The sequence below is a fragment of the Shewanella fidelis ATCC BAA-318 genome (assembly GCF_000518605.1).
In the GTDB taxonomy this organism is placed as follows: Bacteria; Pseudomonadota; Gammaproteobacteria; order Enterobacterales; family Shewanellaceae; genus Shewanella; species Shewanella fidelis.
Map to the genome: position 1 here is coordinate 34,555 of NZ_JADX01000020.1, position 24,861 is coordinate 59,415.

The 24,861-nt window shown below is 43.0% G+C and carries 19 protein-coding genes and 1 other annotated feature; of the genes, 16 read left to right on the plus strand and 3 right to left on the minus strand.

The window, feature by feature from the left end; genetic code table 11:
* Positions 1-273: 273 nt before the first annotated feature.
* A complete protein-coding gene (locus L884_RS0110550) occupies positions 274-1,323 on the plus strand; it encodes a toxin-antitoxin system YwqK family antitoxin (RefSeq protein ID WP_028767480.1) in 1,050 nt (349 codons plus the stop codon).
* Positions 1,324-1,622: 299 nt separating this feature from the next.
* On the plus strand, positions 1,623-2,162 hold the full coding sequence (locus tag L884_RS0110555; RefSeq protein ID WP_028767481.1) for an Mpo1 family 2-hydroxy fatty acid dioxygenase: 540 nt from the start codon (positions 1,623-1,625) through the stop codon (positions 2,160-2,162).
* Positions 2,163-2,212: 50 nt separating this feature from the next.
* Here L884_RS0110555 and L884_RS0110560 read toward each other — a convergent pair whose 3' ends face one another.
* Positions 2,213-3,493 carry an HlyC/CorC family transporter gene (locus tag L884_RS0110560; RefSeq protein ID WP_028767482.1) on the minus strand — a complete coding sequence of 427 codons (1,281 nt, stop codon included), beginning with the start codon at positions 3,491-3,493 and terminating at the stop codon, positions 2,213-2,215.
* 223 nt (positions 3,494-3,716) lie between these two features.
* Complete coding sequence (locus L884_RS0110565) at positions 3,717-4,505, minus strand: cytochrome C assembly family protein (protein ID WP_028767483.1); 789 nt, start codon at positions 4,503-4,505, stop codon at positions 3,717-3,719.
* Positions 4,506-4,891: 386 nt separating this feature from the next.
* Here L884_RS0110565 and ffh point away from each other — a divergent pair, with 386 nt between their 5' ends.
* The 14 genes from ffh to L884_RS0110635 all read left to right on the plus strand — a co-directional run bounded on the left by ffh (position 4,892) and on the right by L884_RS0110635 (position 22,524).
* Entirely contained in the window at positions 4,892-6,265 is a 1,374-nt protein-coding gene (gene ffh / locus L884_RS0110570; protein WP_028767484.1) for a signal recognition particle protein, read from the plus strand.
* Between the two features lie 454 nt (positions 6,266-6,719).
* Entirely contained in the window at positions 6,720-7,889 is a 1,170-nt protein-coding gene (locus tag L884_RS0110575; protein WP_245603107.1) for an efflux RND transporter periplasmic adaptor subunit, read from the plus strand.
* Positions 7,890-7,891: 2 nt separating this feature from the next.
* Entirely contained in the window at positions 7,892-11,038 is a 3,147-nt protein-coding gene (locus L884_RS0110580) for an efflux RND transporter permease subunit (RefSeq protein ID WP_028767486.1), read from the plus strand.
* Complete coding sequence (locus tag L884_RS21960) at positions 11,031-12,554, plus strand: efflux transporter outer membrane subunit (protein ID WP_084221429.1); 1,524 nt, start codon at positions 11,031-11,033, stop codon at positions 12,552-12,554. The genes L884_RS0110580 and L884_RS21960 overlap by 8 nt, the downstream gene beginning before the upstream one ends.
* A 399-nt stretch (positions 12,555-12,953) precedes the next feature.
* A complete protein-coding gene (gene rpsP, locus L884_RS0110590; protein ID WP_012154307.1) occupies positions 12,954-13,205 on the plus strand; it encodes a 30S ribosomal protein S16 in 252 nt (83 codons plus the stop codon).
* A gap of 20 nt (positions 13,206-13,225) precedes the next feature.
* Entirely contained in the window at positions 13,226-13,756 is a 531-nt protein-coding gene (rimM, locus tag L884_RS0110595) for a ribosome maturation factor RimM (RefSeq protein ID WP_028767487.1), read from the plus strand.
* A 15-nt stretch (positions 13,757-13,771) separates the two neighbouring features.
* Positions 13,772-14,518: a tRNA (guanosine(37)-N1)-methyltransferase TrmD gene (gene trmD / locus L884_RS0110600; protein ID WP_028767488.1), complete on the plus strand. Its 747-nt coding sequence runs from the start codon at positions 13,772-13,774 to the stop codon at positions 14,516-14,518.
* Between the two features lie 36 nt (positions 14,519-14,554).
* Positions 14,555-14,908 carry a 50S ribosomal protein L19 gene (gene rplS, locus L884_RS0110605; protein ID WP_028767489.1) on the plus strand — a complete coding sequence of 118 codons (354 nt, stop codon included), beginning with the start codon at positions 14,555-14,557 and terminating at the stop codon, positions 14,906-14,908.
* 286 nt (positions 14,909-15,194) lie between these two features.
* A complete protein-coding gene (locus L884_RS0110610; protein ID WP_028767490.1) occupies positions 15,195-16,286 on the plus strand; it encodes a 3-deoxy-7-phosphoheptulonate synthase in 1,092 nt (363 codons plus the stop codon).
* Between the two features lie 14 nt (positions 16,287-16,300).
* Positions 16,301-17,440, plus strand: coding sequence for a bifunctional chorismate mutase/prephenate dehydrogenase (tyrA, locus tag L884_RS0110615; RefSeq protein WP_028767491.1), 1,140 nt, complete (start codon positions 16,301-16,303; stop codon positions 17,438-17,440).
* Between the two features lie 381 nt (positions 17,441-17,821).
* Positions 17,822-19,486, plus strand: a complete 1,665-nt coding sequence (gene hcp / locus L884_RS0110620; protein ID WP_028767492.1) for a hydroxylamine reductase — start codon at positions 17,822-17,824, stop codon at positions 19,484-19,486.
* Positions 19,487-19,588: 102 nt separating this feature from the next.
* Complete coding sequence (locus tag L884_RS0110625; RefSeq protein ID WP_028767493.1) at positions 19,589-20,713, plus strand: FAD-binding oxidoreductase; 1,125 nt, start codon at positions 19,589-19,591, stop codon at positions 20,711-20,713.
* 146 nt (positions 20,714-20,859) lie between these two features.
* Positions 20,860-21,198 (plus strand): hypothetical protein, encoded by a 339-nt coding sequence (locus L884_RS0110630; RefSeq protein WP_028767494.1) that lies wholly within the window; start codon positions 20,860-20,862, stop codon positions 21,196-21,198.
* 39 nt (positions 21,199-21,237) lie between these two features.
* Positions 21,238-22,524 (plus strand): cation:proton antiporter, encoded by a 1,287-nt coding sequence (locus L884_RS0110635; RefSeq protein WP_028767495.1) that lies wholly within the window; start codon positions 21,238-21,240, stop codon positions 22,522-22,524.
* Between the two features lie 30 nt (positions 22,525-22,554).
* Here the strand turns inward: L884_RS0110635 and L884_RS0110640 are convergent, their stop codons facing one another.
* Complete coding sequence (locus L884_RS0110640; RefSeq protein WP_028767496.1) at positions 22,555-24,528, minus strand: chorismate mutase; 1,974 nt, start codon at positions 24,526-24,528, stop codon at positions 22,555-22,557.
* 172 nt (positions 24,529-24,700) lie between these two features.
* Positions 24,701-24,818 (minus strand) — a sequence feature (Phe leader region).
* Positions 24,819-24,861 lie beyond the last annotated feature (43 nt).

A 24,861-nucleotide genomic window follows, 5' to 3' on the forward strand; every position in this document is an offset into this window, starting at 1 on the left:
GTGTTGGCAGTGATGACGGAGGGATAAATTACAGTGTAGTGGAACTGTAAGCTCTATAAAAACTATACGCCTTTAGTTGCTAATGTGAAATGAACTCGAGTTAATCTACATGTTAGTGATGCTGCTTTTCACTTTATTGATTTAAGTAGCAGTTAGCAGTATGTCATTTGTGGAAAAGGCTCGCACTGTGTATTCTGCAGCCACGTTAGCAAAGTTGATGCTTTGCCTAATGCTACTTCAGCAAAATTTATTTCAATTATAAGAATAGGTCTAATGTCGCAGTTCCTCATATCAAAACGCTTAACCTCGCTAGTGTGGATCATTTTTAGTTTAGGGGCTGTAACTGGCTGCAGTGGCGGGCGTCAGGTTCCTGTTAGTCTGGATGACTTAGCGCAAGGTAGCTGTGAAGCTAAATATCAAAGCGATTGTCCTATGTTTTATCGAGGTGAATTATTTACTGGAATTGCGATTAGTGGTGAGCTTGAACATTTCTATCGTGCAACTCAGTATGAGAACGGTTTAGAAAATGGCTATAGCTTTTCTGTATTTAATAGCTTACTCCACGAAACTGCTTGGTATAAAGCCGGTAAGCTCAATGGAATAAATACCACCTATCATTTCGCTTCAACGGGCAAACCACAATGGTTGAGAGTTTACCAAGCTGGCGTTAAAACAGAGCAATCTCTGTATGATGAATCGGGCGTAATCACAAGTTATAAGCGCTTTGAAGGTGATGAAGAGGTTGAGAGTATCAGTTATGCAAAGGGGCGAGAGTGGCGTCTGTATTATTTTGTTGATGGTGAAAAGCGACAACGCAACAAAGATTACTATGCTAATGGCAAGCTTAAAAGCGATAGTGAATTTATCTATGCCGATTACAAAAAACTGAAAGAGACAAGCTATTATCGCAATGGCGGTATAAAAACTCAGTTTAGCTTTGATAGAGTAACCCAAACAGCAATGTTAGAAACCTTTGCAGCAGGTGGTCAACGTTATTCTGAGCAACATTATGCCTATAAGCCACGAAGTGCTCTTCATGGTGTGCAGTTAACCTTTTGTGTTGAAAATAAACAAGTTAAGTCTATAAAGCACTACAACATGGGAGTGGAAGAGGGGGAGTTTGCAAAATATCACTGTAATGGCCAGTTAATATCCAAGCGTACTTATATTAACGGTGTAGTGATAGATAAGCAGATTAAAACCTATGACGAGAATGGGCAGGTACTGGTTATTAAAACGCTCAATGGTAAAGGTAAAGTTTTACAGGAAAGCTATTATGATAACGAGGCTGCTAAATGGGTAACTTACTCTACCGCTGACTAGGTTGAAGTTCATACTCGTATTGTGAATATCAGTATAAGCTGCTTTATTCGTTGAGTTTACAGGCTAAAAAGCTATTTTGAATTTTTACTCTATTAAAATGCGACAAGATCTATTAGGTTAATATTTAGTTAAATTTATCGGGCCTTATAGTTTGAACAACCATAACTGCTATGGCCGTTTTTTGGATTGTAGTTCAAGGCCGATAGCCCGTTAAATTATGGACAGAGAGTTAACTAAGTGGCTTGACTGAGTGCTTACAGTTTGTGATTGGGCAGGCCACTGATAATGGAGAAGCGCTGATGAAATCCGCCGAAGAGCAGTTATCGACCTATAAAAGTGTTCACTTAAACCCTAAGAATATACGTACACATTTTGTTGGTATTCCCTTAATTATTTGGTCATTGTTTTTACTGTTGAATTTAATTCCCATCAATTTTGCGGTTGCTAACGATCCTGTTATTACTTTTAATATTGCAACAATTTTTACGCTTGGTGTGCTTATCTACTACTTCTTGTTGCACGCTAGGCTTGCAGTTGGCTTGACGCTTTTTATTATTCCTGTGCTTTATACATCTAGCCTTGTTGCGCAAATGCCAAATGCAATATGGATAGCTGTTGCCGTGTTTCTGATTGGCTGGGTGATCCAGTTCATAGGTCACCATTACGAAAAGGCAAAGCCGGCTTTTGTTGACGATTTGAATCAGTTACTGATTGGTCCATTTTTTTTAATGGCAGAGGTGTACTTTATGCTAGGGCTAGAAAAGCAGTTATTAGCGGATATCACACCACTGGCTAGGGAAAAGCGCCGTGCATTAGAGGCGGCCAAAAAGTCAGCTTAACGTGATAAAAAAAGGCGCATCAGCGCCTTTATTTATCAAGCTCAACGAGGTTAACTCGCCGCTTTGGGCGCTCGATAATGTTGTGGCATTACTCTTACTGTTTTAATCATGTTGTCAGCCACATCTATCACTTCAAGTGGGTAGCCGTATAAGCGCATCGAGGTGTTTGGCTCAGGTATATCTTCTAAGTACTCAAGTACTAAGCCATTGATCGTTTTTGGACCATCAATTGGAAAGTGCCAAGCCATCTCTTTATTGAGATCACGGATATTGATACTTGCTTCAATGAGGAAGCTGCCATCCTGTTGTGGAGTGATATCTTCACTCGGTGTTGTCACCATCGAGGTTGTGAAGTCACCGACAATCTCTTCCAAAATATCTTCAAGGGTGACTAAACCTTGAATGTCACCGTATTCGTCAACAACGAGGCCGATGCGTTCTTTATTGTGCTGGAAGTTAGCTAGCTGCACATTGAGAGGGGTCGCTTCAGGAATAAAATATAACTCCTTTACTGCCCGAAGTAATGACGATTTGCTAAATTGCCCTTTAGATTGTAGCCGCAGAGCATCACGTAGATGCACAAAGCCCACTGCATCGTCTATGGTATCTCGGTAGAGTAAAACCCGTGTATGCGGGCTTTGAATAACCTGTTTGTTGATACTTTTGAAGTCATCATTGACGTTGATGGCATAGAGATCTGAACGTGGGATCATGATGTCATCAACGGTGACCTTTTCAAGATCCATTATCGAAAGCAGCATCTCTTGGTGTCGCTGCGGAATAAGCGCTCCTGCTTCGTTTACTACAGTACGCAGTTCTTCCTGGCTGAGTGCATCGTCAGTTTTGACGGAACGGATCCCTAATAAGCGTAAGAAGCCCGAAGTGATAAAATTAACAACTTTTACGAATGGAGAGAGTGCAGTTAATAAAATACGTAAGATAAGACTCGAAGGGAAGGCAACGCGCTCTGGGTGTAGTGCTGCAACGGTTTTTGGAGTCACTTCCGCAAAAACTAGCACCACTAAAGTTAATACACCGGTCGAGATGGCGACCCCCACGTCACCAAATAAGCGGATACCGATAATCGTTGCAATAGCGGAAGCGAGAATATTAACTAGGTTATTACCGATCAAGATTAAGCCAATTAATCTGTCTGGGCGCTCTAACATTTTTATCGCTCGAGTAGCGCCTTTGTGGCCATTATTAGCTAAGTGGCGTAACCGATAACGGTTAAGAGACATCATGGCGGTTTCTGAGCCTGAGAAGTAGGCTGAGAGCAAGATCAAAATGAATAAAACGGATAGTAGTATGCCAGTGGATATATCGTCCAAACGTTGGAGCTCCGCTGTTGTTTTAAAGATAAGGCGTCAGAATATTCTATAAAAGCGCAGTTTTTCAACTGAGCAGATTGCTATTCTCTGTATCCTGAAAACTAAATCTTTTAGACAAGAACTACAGCTTGATAGCAATGAAAGGTCATTAATTACAGAAGTTTTAAAACTGTGTCAAGTTTGACCCATTAACAGCTAATGGGTCAATTGACTTATAGAGGCGTTATTGCAGGATAATTTCTTTAACGATACGTGCGCCAAAGTAGGCTAATGACAGCAGCACTCCGCCAGTTAATGTGTAGGCGACAGCTGTTCTAATGCGGCAACCAACCCAGTATTGCTGAGCAAGCATACCGATATAAACAAACCAAGCCATTATCGACAGTATTGCTTTGTGGCCTTTGCCTTCTTCAAACATATCATCTAAGAAGATGAAGCCTGTGGCGAGGGACAAACTCAGTAAAATCACCCCAACAATCACTAGATGATAAAGCTGTTTTTCAACCGTCATTAGTGGCGGCATAGCTGATGTCATGACGATTTTTTTGTTTTTAAGGCGATTTTGAATAATTGCTAACTGAATCGCGTAAAGCGCAGCAATCATTAAGGCACTATATGCCATAAGTGACAGTACTACGTGTACTAGCACATCTGGGTGGATCTCAAAGTGAATAATATATTCAGGAGGCACCAGCCAAAGTAGGGCAACAGATATTACCGAACAGGCATAGACGACAGGCAATACGACAATTACTTTTAATCTAAACAGTAAAATAGTAAAGCTGAAAGTGATGATCCAGTTAACCATAGATATCACATTGGTTAGACTGAAATTTTGTCCATCACTTGTCATAATTGTTTGTGATAGGGCTGCAGCATGCAAAACTACGCCGATGGCAGCGATGCCAGCAACAAGCTTTCTATTGGGTCCGTCAACATGAAACAGGCGACTTGCGACGAGAACCAAAGCAATACTATAAAATAACATGGCTGTAGCTGAAAAAATGACCATTGAGTATTAACCTATTGTGTTATGAACCTGATGCTTTAACAAAAGCCGACCAACTTAGCTGCATAGTAACGTGATTTTCACGCTAGTTAAATCGCAGAATGAGTTAACGTATCGCGTTGTCTCTTTTCATTAAAGTCATTTCGATTTAAAGCATTGTGCTCTCATATAATCTCTTTCGTAGAATAACATGAGCAATAGGCTTTTGGGCAGTGACCTTGATTGCAAAAATGGGTCGATTCTTTGTCCTAGAACCTATTTTCGGTAAATATTTGTTAATTAACCACGACAGTTATAAAAGTAACTTGCGTCATTCTGTAGCATAATATCTGGGCATCGCTATAATACAGCCCCATCAATGTAAATTTTAAACGGTAAAGAACTGGATAATGTTTGAGAACTTAACTGACAGATTGTCACGGACTCTGAAAAATATCAGTGGCCGTGGTCGCTTAACGGAAGAGAACGTTAAGGAAACCTTACGCGAAGTTCGCATGGCTCTTCTTGAGGCTGACGTTGCCTTGCCTGTGGTTCGTGAATTCGTAAATAGCGTCAAAGAACGCGCTGTTGGGCAAGAGGTTTCAAAGAGTCTAAGTCCAGGCCAAGCCTTTATTAAGATCGTTCAGAGCGAACTTGAAAACGCGATGGGCGAAGCAAATGAAGCGTTAGATCTATCGGCACAGCCTCCAGCAGTCATTATGATGGCGGGTTTACAAGGTGCAGGTAAAACAACCAGTGTTGCAAAGCTATCTAAGTTCTTGCGTGAACGTGAGAAAAAGTCAGTGCTTGTTGTTTCTGCAGACGTATATCGTCCAGCAGCAATTAAGCAGCTAGAAACGCTAGCTGGTGAAGTTGATGTACAATTCTTCCCGTCAGATGTTAGTCAAAAGCCGATTGATATTGCTAATGCTGCAATCGCGCATGCAAAGCTGAAATTCATTGACGTTGTTATTGTCGATACTGCAGGTCGTTTGCATGTAGACGAAGCGATGATGGATGAAATTAAAGAGCTTCACGCTGCAGTTAAGCCGGTAGAGACACTGTTTGTGGTTGATGCCATGACGGGTCAAGACGCGGCTAATACAGCTAAAGCTTTTAACGAAGCCTTGCCGCTAACCGGTGTGGTGTTAACTAAGGTTGATGGTGATGCACGTGGTGGTGCTGCGTTATCTATTCGTCACATTACCGGTAAGCCGATTAAGTTCTTAGGTGTGGGTGAAAAGACCGACGCATTAGAAGCTTTCCATCCAGACCGTGTTGCGTCACGTATTCTTGGTATGGGCGATGTGCTTTCTCTTATTGAAGAAGTTGAGCGCGGTGTCGACCAAGAAAAAGCGATGAAGCTTGCTGCCAAAGTGAAAAAAGGCGGTAGTTTCGACTTAGAAGATTTCCGTGAACAGCTGCAGCAAATGAAAAACATGGGCGGCATGATGAACATGATTGAGAAGCTGCCGGGGGTTGGTCAATTACCACCAGAAGCGTTAGCTCAAGTTCAAGACGGTAAGATGACAGGACAAATGGAAGCTATTATTAACTCCATGACTCCTGCAGAGCGTCAACGACCAGATATCATTAAAGGTTCACGCAAGCGCAGAATCGCGATGGGTAGCGGAACACAAATTCAAGATGTGAACCGTTTGCTTAAGCAGTTCACTCAAATGCAGAAAATGATGAAGAAAATGTCGTCTAAAGGCGGCATGAAAAAGATGATGCGCGGTATGAGTGGTATGTTACCACCAGGCATGAAAATGCCAGGCCGTTAATCATTTGCTACAGATTAAAGCTCAAGCGCAATGCTTGAGCTTTTTTTTACCTTTCATTAATCCTCAAACTAATGAACAGCCCTAGTCATGATATTAATCTGATTAAAGCGCAACTCTAGTTACTGCATCCGCTGAATGAAACTGATTTTATTGCTTATTTATTAAACATTTCACTTGCTGTTGCCACTGCTTAGTGTTTACACTTTATTCACAGAATAGCCAGAAATTGATATTCATAGATACTCAGTAGCCTAGATGGTTTAAGTCAAAGTTGGTAACGACTTAAGCGACTTTTCTGCTTACGAGAATACCAATCAGCTTATTTGTAAATGAACTGGACAGGTTCATTTAGTAAACCGCGACCTTTCACACTTCGGATTACGATTGATTATTTTGGGGCATGTTCATGGTTAGAACTCTTTTCCCGGTAAAACAGCTGCTAGTTACAGTGGCAATGATTGGCTTATTTGGCTGTGAAGAAAAACAAGCTGTGATTACTCCCAAATTAGTGGTAGTTGAAAAAGTGAATGCATCAACGGTGCCACTATTTGGTAATTATATTGGAGTCACTCAGGCATCGTTAGATGTTGAAGTGAGGGCGAGAGTTGACGGTTTTGTTGAAGATAAAAGCTTTATTGAAGGCAGTGCTGTAAAAGAAGGCGCGGTGTTATACCGTATTGATAATCGACCTTATCTGGCTGTGGTTAATCGTTTAAAAGCCAATGTAGAGTCGCAACAGTCTGCATTAGACAAGGCTCATCGAGACGTTGAGCGCTTAAAGCCTTTGTATGAACAAGATGCTACCAGTCAGCTCGATTTTGATAATGCACTGTCAGTGTTATCACAAGCCCGTTCTAGTTTAGCTGCGAGTAAAGCTGAGCTAGAGGAAGCAGAATTGGAGCTGAGTTATACTGAGATTAAATCTCCCATTTCAGGCTTAGTCAGTCGCTCTGAAGTTGATATTGGCGCATTGGTTGGCAGTAATGGACAATCTTTATTGACCAGAGTTAAACAGGTCGATCCAATCTACGTGACCTTTAATATGTCAGCATTGGATTACCTTAATGCACGCCGGCGTATGACTAGTTACTCAGATAAAAAAGAAGCCGAAGTTGAAGGTAAAGCTGTGGAAGGTTTTGTTAGCATAACCTTGCCCGATAACACCGAGTACCCCTATTTAGGCGATGTGCGCTTTACCGATCCTTCAGTGAATCCTGAAACAGGAACCTTTCAAGTACGTGCTGAATTACCCAATCCGAATAAAGAGTTACTTCCGGGCCAATACACCAATGTACGAATTAAGCTTAATGAGATTAGCAACGCCGTTGTGATCCCGCAAAAGGCCACTCAGGTTGAACAAGGTGGAGTCTATGTGATGGTCGTATTGCCAAATAACAAAGTTGAGCGACGTTTTATTGTGATAGAGCATCAGGGCAAGATGGGCGTCGTGGTCAAAAGTGGTTTACGAGCGGGAGAGCTAGTTATCGTTGAAGGCATGCACAGAGTTAGGCATGGTCAGTTAGCTGAGCCGCTGAGTCAACAAGAATACCAAACGCGTGAAGATAAAATAGAGAAGGAACAGGCGCTTAAGCAACAAGCGTTAGAACAAGAGCAGGAGCAATAACCATGGCACAATTTTTTGTGACTCGGCCTGTCTATGCTTGTGTTATCTCAATTGTCATTGTGCTTCTTGGTTTAATCGCCATGTTTAAGTTGCCAATTGAGCAATACCCTTATATTACGCCACCACAAGTAAAGGTGTCGGCCTCATATCCAGGTGCAACCTCCACCACAGCGGCAGAGTCGGTCGCCACCCCATTAGAGCAAGAATTAAACGGCTTGCCTAATATGATCTACATGAGTTCAAAGAGCACCAATTCTGGTAGTGCGAACGTCACGATTACCTTTGATGTTGGCACTAACCCAGATCTCGCAGCCGTTGACGTACAAAACTCAACTCAACAAGCGACAGGTAGTCTGCCGATAGATGTTCAAACAGAAGGTGTATCAGTATCTAAAGAAGCATCGGTAGAGCTACTTAAATTGGCGCTGACATCAACCGATGATCGCTTTGATGAAATCTATTTGAGTAACTACGGTACCATTAATATTGAGGCTGCGCTTAAGCGGATCCCCGGTGTAGGGCGGGTGCGTAATACTGGCGCTCGAAGTTATTCAATGCGAGTTTGGTTAAAGCCAGACATTATGGCCGGTTATGGATTAACGACTGCAGACGTGATTGATGCGGTTAAGGCACAAAACAAAGAATCACCTGCGGGGTCCATCGGTTCGCAGCCAAATTCAGAATCATTGAGCATGACACTGCCGATTACTGCAGCGGGACGCATGAGCAGCGTGCCGCAATTTAAAGAGATCATTGTGCGTGCTAATTCAGATGGTTCCATTGTTAGATTGCGTGATATTGCTCGAATAGAGTTGGGCTCTTCAGCTTATACTTTGCAATCCCAGCTAAATGGTGCCAACGCGACAATTTTACAGGTTTATCTATTGCCGGGAGCGAATGCGCTAGAAGTCACCAAAAACGTTAAAAAAGAGATGAAAAAACTGGCGGAAAAGTTCCCACAAGGAATGAACTGGGAAGTGTTCTTTGATGCCTCTATTTTTATTGAAAACTCCATCGATGAGGTAGTGAAGACCTTAGTTGAAGCACTATTTCTGGTAATACTCGTTGTTTATCTATTTTTACAGAATGTACGAGCGACATTAATTCCTGCCATTGCGGTGCCAGTGTCGTTGATAGGTACATTAGCCGCAATGTTAGCGTTTGGTTTTACTATCAATACGGTGAGCTTATTAGCGTTAGTGTTGGCGATTGGCATCGTGGTGGATGATGCCATCGTGGTGGTGGAAAACGTTGAGCGCTTGATGGATGAGAAAGGCTTAAGCTCTGTTGAAGCGACTCGGGTCGCTATGAAAGAGCTTTCCGGTGCTCTAGTTGCAACGAGTTTAGTGTTAGCTGCGGTGTTTGTTCCCGTGTCATTTTTAGCGGGAATTACCGGGATTATGTATCGAGAGTTTGCTATTGCAATTACGGTTGCAGTACTGATCTCAACATTAGTCGCATTGACCTTATCTCCCGCTTTATGTGCCTTGTTATTAAAGCCTGGAAGCAAGGCTTGTTCAGGCATATTTAAATGGATGAACGATAAAATTGATGTTTGCACTAGCAAATATGTCGCGGTTGTCGCGCTAACGACGAGGCAAGCTAAACGCAGTTATTTGCTATTTGCAATCATGGTTGCAGGTGTCTATTTGATTATGTCAAACCTACCATCTAGTTTTATGCCTGATGAAGATCAAGGACGCTTCTTTATTGATATGACACTGCCCGATGGGGCAACCGTTAACCGCTCACAGGCGGTACTGAAGAAAGCTGAAGCCAAAGTGCTAGCCCATCCAGCCGTTGAATATTCGTTTACCTTAGCTGGAGAGAATCGCCGTTCTGGTTCTAATCAGGCTAACGGGCAGTTTGAAGTCATTCTAAAACCTTGGTCCGAAAGGGCAGACTCTGGTGCAACGGTGAAGCAAGTGATGAGAGAGGTTAATGTTGCGTTGCAGCAGGTACTGGAAGCCGAGTTTAATCTGTACCTGCCATCTGCCGTGCCGGGCTTAGGCAGTGGCTCTGGTGTTGAAATGGAATTGCAGGACACCTCGGGGACTAATTTCAAAGGCTTAATGGAAACCGCTGATGAATTGGTCGAAAAGCTCAAATTGCAGCCAGAAATCGCCACTGCAGGCTTGTCATTACAAAGTGCAATTCCGCAGCTACATTTAACCGTTGATGAAGCGAAAGCGATGGCTATTGGGGTTAATGTTGCTGATATCTATAGCACAATTAAAACCTTTACCGATTCGTCGACAGTGAATGATTTCAACCTATTTGGTCGAGTATATCGTGTCAAAGTTCAGGCCGAAGAAAGTTATCGCCAATTTCCAGAACAGATAAAAGATTACTATGTACGCTCTTCTAGTGGCGCCATGGTACCTATTGGGGTGTTGGCTAAATACGACTACTCAGTAGGGCCTGCAGCAGTAACCCACTATAACTTGTTTAGTAGTGCATCAATCAATGCCACTCCTGCAACAGGTTACGCTTCTGGTGATGTTATTAGAGCGATAGAACGAGTGGCTAAACCTATGCTGCCTAATGAGTTTAGTTATGAGTGGACAGGTATTACTTATCAAGAAGTGCAATCTGCGAATCAAACCAGTATTGCGGTGGCATTGGCGATGGTGTTTGTATTCCTATTTCTTGCAGCCTTGTATGAGAGCTGGACGATCCCTATTGCCGTATTGCTCATTGCCCCAATCGCGATGTTAGGTGCGGCATTAGGTACTTGGGTGAGCGGTATGGAAAGTAATCTGTTTTTCCAAGTTGCCTTTATTGCATTGATTGGTATGGCTGCAAAGAACTCGATTTTAATTGTGGAGTTTGCAAATCAGTTACATAAGCAAGGGAAGTCGCGAATAGAAGCTGCATTAGAGGCGGCCAATATGCGTTTTAGGCCTATTTTAATGACATCAATGGCGTTTATTTTGGGAGTGTTGCCACTGGTTTTATCGGTCGGGCCGGGAGCGGTGAGTCGACAGAGTATTTCAATTCCGATTTTATGTGGAATGGTGTTTGCCACCACGATTGGTATTGTGATGGTGCCACTGTTTTTCGTCACTACAGCTGGCTGGCTTAAAGCTAAGATAAAACCCTCAATGGATATTGAACATTCTGCTGTACAGGGCAAGGCTCATGAATAAAGTGCAAATCTATCGTAGACGTTTAGCAAGCGTGATGGTTTCAATATTGCGAGTTAAAGAAGCTGTGTTCGGCCTGGCGAAAATCGTTTTGTTAGCTATTGCAGCTGCAGTGGTATCGGCTTGTAGTGTTGGGCCTGATTATCAAAGGCCTGATGTCGCGCTGCCGGAGCAGTATAATCAGGAGTTAGTTCAAGAATCTACCGACAATGCAGGCCTCATCGACTGGCAAGCTTTTTATCTTGATCCTAATGTTCGGCAACTTATCTCCCACGCACTTGAGCAAAATCTTGATCTGAAATCGGTAAAGTCGCGTCTAATTGCAGCGCGTTCACAAGTGACTGTTACTGATGCTGCGCTGTATCCAGAGTTTGGATTAGCTGCCAATGCAGAACGTTCAGTTGATAGTGGTATTACGAGTAGCGAACCAACCCTAGGTAATGAGTTTGATATTGCAGGAACTGTGTCATGGGAGCTTGATATATGGGGGGCGAATCGACGTCGCAGTGAGGCTGAATATGCTAATTTTCTATCTGCGCAGGATAGATTAAATTTGGCGGTGATAAGTCTGATTAGTGATGTGGCAAGCCGATATTATGAATGGCTTGATATTGAGCAGCGTTACCAAATATCAGTTAATACAGTTCAGTTGCGTAAAAAAGAGCGCGATTTAGCACGCTTAAGAAAACAAAATGGTGTGATTTCAGGCTTACAGGTCAAACAAGCTGAAGTTGAATATCAAAGTGCCAAAGTGACCTTGCCTGATCTTGACTTTGAGCGGCAACAGAAAGCAAATCAGCTGAAGATCTTGCTTGGTGAATATGATTACCCACTTAAGGTTGATGATGCTTTGCAGTCATTAACCTCTGCTGAGTTATTTCCCCGCACTTTTAAAGTTGGTGTGCCATCGCAAATGTTGTCACAGCGTCCAGATGTAAAGGCGGCTGAACAAGCGTTGATTGTTGCGAACGCCAATGTTGGTGTCGCCAAAAGTGCCTTTTTCCCTAATATCAATATTACCGGCAGCTATGGTACTGAAACAGATGAACTAGATAAAATTTTCGATAGCCAAGGGGTAACATGGTCCTTGCTTGGGGGGATAACAGCACCTATTTTTAATGCTGGAAGTATTTCTGCTCAATATGATATTGCGAAGGAATCGTCTAAGCAGGCGTTATTGGCTTATCGAAGCACGATACTTAACGCTTATTTTGAAGTTAATGATGCAATGAATAGCTTTCGTCGCTCTGAATTAGCGATAGAAGCACAGCAAGAGTTAGTTGAGGCTTCACGGGGATATACTCGTTTAGCAATGCTTAGATATCGTAATGGTGTGTCAAGTTCGCTTGATCTTATGGATGCACAGCGAAGCCTTTTTAATGCCGAATTGAAGTTAAGTGAAGTGAGACGGGATAAGTTACTGGCAATGATTAAATTGTATCGCTCACTTGGTGGTGGAGTGTTAACACAAAAAGAGATGATACAGATCTACGATGAATCGATAGCCATAGAAGATTAAAGGTAAGCGTAATATTTTCATCGATGGTTTCACTGTACTGAGCTCATTGCCAATTTAGTTCATCTTGGCATGGTTGCTCTCAGTCATAATAAGCTTTGCCTTATAGAAGGTGTCGATTGTAGCTGAGTATTAGGTTGCAAGTGATTGTAGTGTTCAGTAACGATTTGTGAAGGCTGCACAATTATCCATCAAGCTTATTACTCGTGAGATAAGCCAGCCAATAAACTTTTGTAGGGGGCAGCTGACTACAGCTAATGTATTAAGTGGTCAAAAAACATTGCATTCGCTGCTAAGTCAGGTAAAATCGTCCGGCTTTCTATCTGGGGCTCTCCGCGAACACGGAGTTTCAGTATTTACCTTTGCTTGATAAAAAGCAAATCATTAGAGGATACCAAACGCATGGTTACCATTCGTTTAGCTCGTGGCGGCGCAAAAAAGCGTCCATTTTATAACATCGTTGTAGCTGACAGCCGTAACGCCCGTGACGGTCGTTTCATCGAGCGCGTTGGCTTTTTTAACCCTGTAGCTCGTGGCCAAGAAGAAGCTCTACGCTTAGATCTTGACCGTGTTGAGCACTGGGTTGCTAACGGTGCTGCTACTACTGATCGTGTAGCAAAATTGATCAAAGACGCTCGTAAAGCTGCTGCTTAATAGCGTTAGGGTATAGATTGATGAGTAGTAAACAAGAACCCGTCATTCTTGGCAAAATTGGTTCAAGTTATGGCATTAAAGGTTGGTTGAAGATCACTACCTATACCGACTCTGTTGAAGGTATTTTTGACTATTCACCTTGGCTAATTAAAGAACAAGGCGAATGGCGCGAGGTTAAAGTCATCCAGTGGCGTTTCCAAGGTAAAGCAGTTGTTGCTTGTCTTGAAGGCGTAACAACACGGGATCAGGCTCAAGCACTTACAAATTGTGAGATTGCTGTTAATCCTGAACAGATGGAAGAACTACCAGAAGATGAATTCTACTGGCGAGATCTTATCGGATGTGAAGTGGTTAATACCAAAGGCTATAACATGGGTACCGTTCAGGAGATCGTGGAAACAGGATCAAATGACGTACTTTTAGTTAAAGCTAACGCGAAAGATGGCTTTGGCAAAGCGGAACGTATGATTCCCTTTGTTACTGACCAGTTCATCCAGAAGGTGGACTTGGCAGCAAAACAGATTTTAGTGGATTGGGATCCGGACTTCTAAGTCGAGGTACAACATATGTGGTTAGGGGTAGTAACCCTGTTTCCCGAGATGTTTCGTGCAGTAACCGACTATGGCGTAACGGGTCGTGCAGTTAGCAAAGGGTTGCTAGAGTTGCAAACGTGGAATCCTCGAGATTTCACCCATGATAGACATAACACTGTGGATGACCGCCCTTACGGTGGTGGCCCAGGAATGTTAATGATGGTGCAACCTCTACGTGACGCTATCCATGCAGCAAAAGCTGCAGCTGGAAAAGAAGCAAAGGTGATTTACCTTTCTCCTCAAGGTCGTAAGCTGACACAGCAAGGCGTTGAAGAGTTAGCAAAGTCATCCAGTTTGATTTTAGTGTGTGGACGATACGAAGGTATTGATGAGCGCATTATTCAAACTGAAGTGGATGAAGAGTGGTCGATTGGGGATTACGTGCTTTCGGGCGGTGAACTTCCGGCGATGACTTTGATTGATTCAGTATCAAGGTTGGTTCCTGGCGTGCTAGGAAAACAAGCCTCAGCAGAGCAGGACTCCTTCTCTGATGGATTACTGGATTGCCCCCACTATACGCGTCCTGAAAGCTTGGATGGACTGGATGTTCCAGCGGTATTGCTAAGTGGCAACCACGAACATATTAGACGCTGGCGTTTACAGCAAAGCCTAGGTAGGACTTTGTTGAGACGACCAGAATTACTTGAAAATCTAGCTCTGACTGGCGAACAAGAGCAGCTACTAGCTGAATTTGTTGACACCATCCAACAAGATGATTAGTCGAAGCGCAGTTATTACTAGTATGGAGTTTATTTAATGAATAACATCATCAAAATGCTCAACGAAGAGCAAATGAAAACCGACGTACCACAATTTGGTGCCGGTGATACTGTAGTTGTTAAAGTACGTGTTGTAGAAGGCGGTAAAGAGCGTCTACAGGCGTTTGAAGGCGTTGTAATCGCTAAGCGTAACCGCGGCGTTCACTCTGCATTCACAGTACGTAAAATCTCTAATGGTGAAGGCGTTGAGCGTGCGTTCCAAACTCACAGCCCAATCATCTCTAGCATCGAAGTTAAGCGTCGCGGCCGTGTTCGTCGTGCTAAGCTTTACTACCTACGTGAGCGTTCAGGTAAGTCTGCACGTATCCGTGAGAAGCTTGCTACTAAGTAATTTAGTACAGCTAAAAAAAGATGCAGTGTTCGCACGAGAAACCGCCTATATGGCGGTTTTTTGTTGCTTAAATTTCCTGTCTTTAATCGTTAAATTTTTTCATTAATTTAAATCAGTGCTTGATCTCGCTAGTACGAATAGGCATAGTGATCCTCAAGGTGTAATGGTGTACCGTTACAATATTACTTGTGGTTCGGTTAATAACAATCACAAGGGCAACAATTGAGACGTTATTCAGTGACATAAAGACTGGCAACGCAGTAAGCGACATAGACAGGTGATAAGCATGCAACAAGACACAATTAATAATGTTCATATTAGTTCAGAGCAGGTACTGGTTACGCCAGAAGAGCTAAAGCGAGAGCTACCTTTGTCGAAGCATGCCTATCAATATGTACTTAATGCACGCAAGACTGTTGCTGATATAGTGCATAAGCGTGATAGCCGTGTTTTGGTTATTTCAGGGCCTTGCTCTATTCATGATATCGATGCAGCCAAAGAGTATGCATTAAAACTCAAAAAGCTACATGATGAATTGGGCGATGAGTTCTTTGTACTGATGCGGGTTTATTTTGAAAAGCCGCGTACTACAGTGGGTTGGAAGGGCATGATTAACGATCCTGATATGGATGAGTCTTTCGACGTTGATAAGGGCTTAAGATTAGCGCGTGAACTGATGATCTGGCTGGCTGAACTTGAACTCCCGGTGGCAACTGAAGCGTTAGATCCTATTAGCCCACAGTATATGTCAGAGCTTATTACTTGGTCGGCGATTGGTGCGCGTACTACTGAATCGCAAACACACCGTGAAATGGCATCGGGGCTTTCAATGCCTGTGGGTTTTAAAAATGGCACCGATGGTAAGTTAGGCGTAGCGATCAACGCGCTAGAGTCGGCAGCCAGTAGTCATCGCTTTATGGGAATTAACCAAAAAGGCCAAGTGGCATTATTGCAAACGGCTGGCAACCCTGATGGCCATGTCATTTTACGTGGTGGTAAAACACCAAATTACGATGCAGCGAGTGTCGCCGAATGTGAACAGCAGTTACACGCAGCTAATTTAAGTGCGCGGTTAATTGTAGATTGTAGTCATGGCAACTCATCAAAAGATCACAATAAGCAAAAGCCTGTGTGTGAGGACGTATTCAATCAAATTGCCATTGGTAATAAATCCATCATCGGTGTTATGTTGGAGAGTCACTTAAATGCGGGTAAACAAAGTAGCGACTTGCCGCTTGATGAACTAGCCTATGGTGTTTCGGTTACAGATGCGTGTATTGACTGGCAAACCACTGAAACCTTATTACGCCAAGGTGCCAATTTATTAGCACCAGTATTACCAACAAGATTTGATATGCTCAAAGTTGCAAATGGCTGATGGAAGAAAGATTGATGAATGAGAAGACTACAGCAGAGCTAGAAAACCTTCGTGGTTTGATTGATGGCGTAGACCAGCAGCTTTTGCACTTACTGAGAAAACGTCTCGATTTAGTCGCCCAAGTTGGCGCGGTAAAACATGGTGCAGGTTTACCTATTTACGCGCCTCAACGAGAGGCCAATATGCTGGCTAAGCGTCGGGCTGAAGCTAAACAAATGAATATTGCGCCGCAACTGATAGAAGACATTTTGCGTAGATTGATGCGTGAGTCGTATCTTAATGAGAAGGATGTGGGCTTTAAGCAAGTTAAAGCCGATTTGGGGCATGTAGTGATAGTGGGCGGTGAAGGTAAGCTAGGCGGCTTATTCTCGCAAATGCTAACCTTGTCGGGCTACCAAGTTAAAACCCTTGATAAAGACGATTGGGTCAATAGCGAGAGTATTTTTGAGGGCGCAGGTTTGGTAATAGTAACAGTACCTATCAATATCACCTGTGAGTTGATCGCTGAAAAATTAACTAACTTGCCTGCAAATTGTATTTTAGCGGATCTTACCTCGATTAAAGGTGCACCAGTGGAGGCGATGCTGGCAGCACATTCAGGCCCTGTGCTTGGTTTGCATCCTATGTTTGGCCCCGATGTGGGCAGTCTTGCTAAGCAAGTCGTAGTGGTGTGTCATGGTCGAGATGCTGATGCTTATCAATGGTTGATTGAACAAATCCAGATCTGGGGTGCACGTATTGTTGAAGCCGAGCCAAGTAAGCACGATAAAGCGATGCAACTAGTACAGGCTATGCGACACTTTTCCTCATTTGTTTATGGGTTAAACCTATACAAAGAGGAGGCAGATATCGCATCTCTGTTGCAGTTCAGTTCGCCAATTTACCGCTTAGAACTGGCTATGGTGGGACGTTTATTTGCTCAAAGCCCTGAGTTATATGCTGATATTATTTTCGCTCAAGAAGAAAGCCTAGTGGCTATTGGCGACTACCTAGATAATTACTCACAAGCATTATCTATGTTGAAGTCAGGTAACCGCGATGCGTTTATTGAACAGTTTGCCGAAGTTTCACGTTGGTTTGGTGATTTTGCACCACAGTTTCAACGAGAGAGTAGGGCGATGTTGCAGTCAGTTAATGATATGAAAACCGGTTAACTGGCATCTTAAGGGCTGATTATTAGCACTGGCTTTTAGCATGAATGAGTAGATTTGAAAAAGGCGCTTAGGCGCCTTTTTTGTATTTGGCTGTTGCAATCTGGCTACTGTTGATAATGGTTATCAGTACCCTACTTAGTTTTACTCTAAGGCTATATTGCTAATTCTGCTTAGCACCTATATTTATTACCTACTGAAAATATTAGTTTTTATTTGTATTCACCTAAGCGCCTCCTGCTTTTATTAGTGAAAGCTAAAAGTGATCTCTTTCATAGTTTGAGCCTTTAATCTTAGAAAGTCCTTTTGCAAATTTTCAATAGGCGTACACTAATCTTAAAACATGTAAATAATATGCATGATTAAAATATAGGAGTTAGTGTCGTGTTTTGTATTCAATGTGAGCAAACAATTAGAACACCTGCAGGTAACGGCTGTAGTTATTCTCAAGGTATGTGTGGTAAGTCTTCAGATACTTCGGACTTACAAGATCTTCTTATCTATATTCTGCAAGGTGTGTCTTCATATGCTGCTTTAGCACGTGAAGTGGGGATTATCGATCATGAGATTGATACCTTTGTACCAAAGGCATTTTTCGCGACACTAACCAATGTTAACTTCGATGATGAGCGTATCATTGCTTATACCACTCAAGCTGAAGCTTTCCGTAATCGCTTAAAATCAGCTTATGAAGCTAAATGTAGCGAACTTAATATTCAAGCTAAGCCAATGAATGCACCAATGCAGTTGGTATTGGGCGCGACTAAACCTGAAATGTTATCGCAAGCGTTGCAAGCAGTGCCTAACCGCGGAAAAGATGAAGTTCATGAAGATATCATGGGCTTACGCCTACTTTGCTTATATGGCCTTAAAGGCGCGGCCGCTTATATGGAGCATGCGCGTGTACTAGAGCAAACAAGTGATGAAGTGGCTGGTGAATTCCATCAGATCATGGCGTTTTTAGCTGAAGACTCGGTTGATGCTGACAAATTGTTTAATACTGCAATGCAGATTGGCCAGCTTAACTACCGTGTAATGGCCATGCTCGATAAAGGTGAAACTCACGCATTTGGCCACCCAGAGCCGACTCAAGTGAATACGAAGTCTGTAAAAGGTAAGGCGATTTTGGTGTCGGGTCATGACATGAAAGACCTTGAGTTAATTCTTGAGCAAACCCAAGGTAAAGGCATTAATGTTTATACACATGGTGAAATGCTGCCAGCATTGGCATACCCAGGCCTTAAAAAGTACCCACATCTAGTGGGCAACTATGGTAGCGCATGGCAAAACCAACAAAAAGAATTTGCCACCTTCCCCGGTGCAGTCGTGATGACGTCTAACTGTATTATTGACCCAAATGTTGGCGACTACTCAGATAGGATCTTCACGCGTAGCATTGTAGGCTGGCCTGGTGTTACCCATATTATTGGTGATGATTTTAGTGAAGTGATTGCAAAAGCTAAGTCGCTTGATGGCTTTATCTATGATGAAATCCCCCATTTGATCACCATAGGTTTTGCTAGAAATGCGTTAATGGCAGCAGCGCCGACTGTAATTGAGAATGTTAAAAGTGGTGCAATTAAGCATTTCTTTTTAGTCGGTGGCTGTGATGGTGATAAACAAGAGCGTGGTTACTTCACTGATATCGCGACTCAAGCACCAGCTGACTCACTTATTCTGACGTTAGGTTGTGGTAAATACAAGTTCAACAAACTTGAGTTTGGTGACATCAATGGTATTCCTCGCTTATTGGATATTGGTCAATGTAACGACGCGTATTCAGCTATACAGCTTGCAATTGCACTTTCAGAAGCCTTTGAATGTGACATCAATGAGTTACCGTTAACCCTAGTACTGTCTTGGTTTGAACAAAAAGCGATTGTGGTGTTGTTGACCTTATTATCGCTAGGCGTGAAGAACATTATGACAGGCCCAACAGCACCAGCATTTTTGACTGCAAATCTTGCTAATGTGCTAGAAGAGAAGTTTGGCCTACGTAATACCACCACAGTTGAAGCTGATTTAAATCGCGTACTTAACGTCGCGTAGCATTAATTAATTTGGTGATAAATCTGTCAAAAATGGTCACCTGCGTGTGGCCATTTTTTAGCTTTAAAATTTACTCACTTAAGGTGGGAAGGTAGGTATAGCGTGAATATTGCAGTCAATAATCAAGTTTCACAACTTGCGCCATTTTCTGCTCAGCAGTGGCAGTCTGGTGAACATCAATTAGTATGTGTGGAAAAGTGGCATGAAACCCATGATGTCATTAGCTTCCGCTTTCAGGGAGCGCAACCAGTTAAGTTCCATTTTAAACCAGGTCAGTTTCTAACGCTGCTGCTGGATATTAACAGTGAAACCGTTGCGCGCAGTTATACGATTAGCTCTTCCCCATCTAGGCCTTATTCAATTGTACTCACTGTTAAGCGCATAGCGGGTGGCAAGGTTTCTAATTATTTAGCTGAGCATCTTCAAGTTGGCGATGTTGTAACAGCGTTAGGACCCGCGGGAGCATTTAACTTAGTCGACATTCCTGCGAATAAGTATCTGTTTCTCAGCGCTGGCTGCGGCATTACCCCAATGTACTCAATGTCACGCTGGCTTAGTGACACAGAAATGGCGCCAGATATAAGCTTTTTGCACAGCGCTAAGTCTAATAAAGATCTGATTTTTGAAACTGCCATTGCGCAAATGGCTGAGCGTAGTGCTGATTTTAAGCTCAACTACATTTTAGAAGAACTTGGTATATTCGGTAATATTGGAACAAGCGCTAAGTATACTGACAAACAAGCTGGGCGTTTAAATGCAGAAAATCTTGCGCGTCTAGTGCCCGATTTTAAAGCGCGTACAGTCTTTGTTTGTGGCCCAGAACCCTACATGAATGCGGTTAAGACCCTGCTACAATCGCTTGATTTTGATATGTCACAATTTCACCAAGAAAGCTTTGCTAGTGTTAACGCTGATAAAGCTGAGCTTGAGTCTGATAATGAGCAGCATCAAAGCGATTTAGCAGATACGAGTGGTTTTATGTTGAGCATTGGCGACAAGCGCCGCGTATTGTCTTCTGAGCAAACGCTGCTTGACGGTATAGAAGCTGAAGGTTTGCCTATTATTGCCGCTTGTCGCTCTGGTGTGTGCGGTGCATGTAAGTGCAAAGTGGTTGAGGGGAAAGTAGACTCATCTAGTCAGATGACATTAACCGCAGAAGAGATTGCGGCTGGATATGTATTGGCGTGTTCGAGCAAACTAACGTCAGATGTGACTTTAGAGCTTTAATCCTGCTGATCCGCTTAATCCTAGGATTAATTCGAAATAAATCAGGTTGTAAAGTTGCGTAACTTAGATTGAGAAAGTAAGGTTAATAACAGGCCATGAAGGATTTGCGCCTGTTTTAGCCTTTATAATTCTCAATGGAGTGGCGCATGGCATCAACATTACATTCCCAACCGTTAGCGTTAGAAGATAAGAGTCTCGCTCACCTTTTATATGGCTTAATGGCGTGCTTCCCGCTTTTTTTGATCCCGGTAGCACTCAGCCTACTCATTAACCTTTATCAGCCTCAAACCCAGTCAAGTCGTTTTATTGTTCAACATTTACGTTGGCAGCGTTGGTCTATTATTGGCTTCTTTTTAGTTTTGTCTGCAGGTTACCTAGTTAATATCCCATGGCTCAGCACAACTTTGTATTTAGCTGCTTCGCTCTGGTTTATTGGGCGTATTTTTAAAGGCTGGCTTAGTCTCATAGAAGGTAGCAACATTTAACTTACCTGCCCCAATATTACACCTAACTGAGAACTGCCTGTGACCAGCTACGAAATTCTTTGTCTACTATCTGCACTGTCTTTAGTGATCTCGTTAATCTCCTCACGACTGCATCGCTGGCAACAAACGATCACTATTACCGCATTAGCTTTAGCTTTGAGTTTAGTTATTTTGATCGCCGGTAAGCTTTTTGGGGTCGAACTCTACTCGACTTTGGTGACCGATCTCGAGCAGTTAGATTTTAAAGCCTTACTGCTGAATGGCATGTTGGGCTTTTTATTATTTGCTGGTGCGCTACAAATAAAATTGAATGTTCTCAAACAACAGCGCTGGGAGATCTTTGTACTGGCTTTTGTTGGGACCTTGCTCTCTACGCTTATTATTGGTGGATTGTTACATCTATTGTCAGGGCTATTAACACTGCAGCTTGATTTTAGTTATTGCTTGCTGTTTGGCGCACTGATTTCACCTACCGATCCAATTGCAGTGCTCGCCATAATTAAACAGCTAGGTGCACCAGAAGATATTGCTATTCAAGTTGAAGGCGAGTCGTTATTTAATGACGGCATAGGTCTAGTGATCTTTGTTGCTATTTCACAAGTGGCTTTTTCAACAGAGCCATTGACCGTGGCTGGTGTTAGTGGGCTTTTTATTCGTGAAGCCTTAGGCGGGCTGCTATACGGTGGTGTTTTAGCGGCAATCTTGCATGGTATGCTACATTTCTCTGAAGAGCGGACTCAGTATTTATTAATGACCTTGCTCGTACCAAGTGCAGGCTATGTTGGTGCAGATATGCTTGGAGTATCTGGTCCCTTAGCCATGGTGGCTTCTGGGATAATAATCGGTAATGTCAGTGTGCCTAAGCTGCTAGAGCAACATGAATGGCAGCACTTAGATAGTTTCTGGTTATTAATCGAATCATTCTTTAACTCACTACTGTTTTTGTTACTTGGATTATTGCTGCTGTTGATTCACTTTGATGCAGAGTTATGGTGGTTCATGTTGTCGGCTGTGCCAATAGTGCTTATAGGGCGAACGGTGAGTATTTACTTGCCCTATATCGGGTTTAGGCGCTTTAGGCACTATAACTCGTATGCTGAAAAAATATTAGTCTGGGGGGGACTACGAGGCGGGCTAGCGCTGGCGATGGCGATGAGTTTGCCAACTGGGGTGGTGATTATCACAGGCAGTAGCATTGACCTACGAGAGCTGTTAATGGTGATGACGTACGCAGTGGTGGTATTCTCGATACTCGTCCAAGGCACTACCATTCCAAGTTTGATCGATAAAAGTAACGCCGAGCAAGAAGCTCAGCGCCACAGTTAAGTTGTTCTTACAGTAATGGATGCAGTCTTGTTAGTGATACAAATTACTCAGAACCGTTTTAACTAACTCATCAGATTGAGCTTGAGTCGTTGATTCGATCGCGCTTAGGTTCATCATTATACCATCACCTTTTAGTTGCTTAATTGCCCTAGCAAAGGTTGGTAATTGTTCTGCATCAATGGCATAACTTGGATTAACAACGACAGGCAGATGACTCAAGGCTTTGAGTTCAACTAAAGCCGCTAGATCTAATGATGGCTTACCAGAGTTATTTAACGTCGTTACGCCAGACTCACACAAAGCGAGTTGTTGGTTGCCTTGGCTGAGTACCTCTTCCGCGGCATTGAGTAAATCATCAACACTTGCCATGGCGTTGCGTTCTAAGATGACAGGAATAAGTAGCGAACCTAGCTGTGTCAAAATCGCTTGGTTATACATTAAATTACCTGAAAGCATTACCATGTCGGCGAACTGCGTCGCTATGGTCAAGTCTGTTTCATGTTCAATGGCTAAAATGCAAACAAGATCAAATTGAGCCAGTGCATTTTTAAAGTGATTAATAGAGTTTATCAGATCACTTTGTTGGCTTAGCCCTTGAAGCACAACAGCTTGAAATCCAGACTCTTTGAGTGATTTTGCCATCTGTTCAAACTGAGTTAGTTCAATGGGGAGCTGAACTTGCGATAAGGCACCAATCTGACCTGCACCTAAGCAAAGTTGGCCTGATAGCACTTGGCTTGGTTCCGCTTTATATTGTTTACTAACGCGCTGCTGTTTTGTTTGTGCTGTTGCTGGTACGGTTGTGGCTTTTGAAGTACTAGGCTCAATCATTAATTGGCTACTGCTTAATTGAGTCGGTTTAACCGTTTCGCATGGGTAGCACCCTAATACCTTTATAAAGCGAGTGGTTTTTTCTAGCTCTTTAAGTGCCGCTTGCATTGGCTCGCTGGCAAGGTTGGCATCAATATCAAGGTAGAACATCTCTTCCCATGGGGTTCCTGGAATTGGGCGAGACTCTAATTTGCTCATATTTAGATTACGCGCCTTTAGCACTAATAGGGCTTCAACCAGTGCACCCGGCTTCTGTCCTGTCGCCATAATTAGTGTACATTTAGCAGGCAGTTGTGAGGGCACTTCAACTGCTTTTCTAGCAACTACAATAAACCGACTTTGGTTAATCTTTTGATTGGCAAGTCCAGACTCGATTGCTTCCAGCTGGTATAGCGCACCACCTTCAGCGCTGCCAATCGCCGCAACACTATTGTCATTAGCGTTACAAACTTTTTCCATTGCCTCCGCACTACTTGAACAATACTCCAATTTGAAGTGACCATGCTGACTTAAGTAGCGGCTGCATTGGCTGATTGGTTGCGGATGCGCATATACGGTTTTAATGTCGTTGATAGTGCTGCCGCTATTCGCTAATAAGCAGTGGCCGACTTCGATAGTCGTTTCGCCGACAATAGCAAGGCTGGTGTGTTGCAGTACATCGTAAACCTCGTTGATTGAGCCGGAAGAGGTATTTTCAATAGGTAAAAAACCATAGTCTGCATGGCCGGACTCTACAGCTTGAACAATTTCATCAAAACTTTGGCAACCTAAATCTTGCATTTCAACTTGGCGTCTGTCGCAATAGCGTGTTGCCGCCAAATACGAGTAGGAGCCTCGAGCGCCGAGGTAAGCGATACAGTATTGTTGTTTCTGGGTTTCTGGATTGGCGCGACCATGCAGGTAGGCCTGCTGGTTAAGTACTGAGTCTTCAATAATGCTCTGATACAAGGAGATCACATAGTGAGCATCTAGCCCTTGTTCACGGCCTTGTTTTACGAGTCTTGATAGTAGCTCTTTCTCGCGTGTGGTATCGCGAATAGGCCTGACGTCAACTTCTTTACTACGAGCAACATCTAAACTTAACTCTCTTCGTCTTGCGAGTAGCGCGAGTAGTTCATTGTCGAGACTGGTGATCTGTTCACGGGTGTGATTTAAAGGTTGTGGTTTGTTCATCTTGGCCTCTGTCTCTGCGCGCTAAGTGTTAAAATAAGTCTTAAAATCGTTGTGTTTGTCATCAGCTGTTGCTCTGTGAACACATAGTGCTCGCTATATGTATTCATGTTTATTGTTAGTCATATTACAGCTTATAAAGGGGCTATAGCTCGGCTATCAGCAATCCTTTTGACATAAAAAAGCCCCCCATGTGGGAGGCTTTGGAATTTTCACTTTCGTTTTTACACCGAAATTCCGCCTCCTAGGCTGGAGATATAAAAAAGAAAGTAAAAAACACAGTATGGATTTTGTTCATGGGATTAAAATTAAAGGTGGGCGACCTGAGTGTCAATT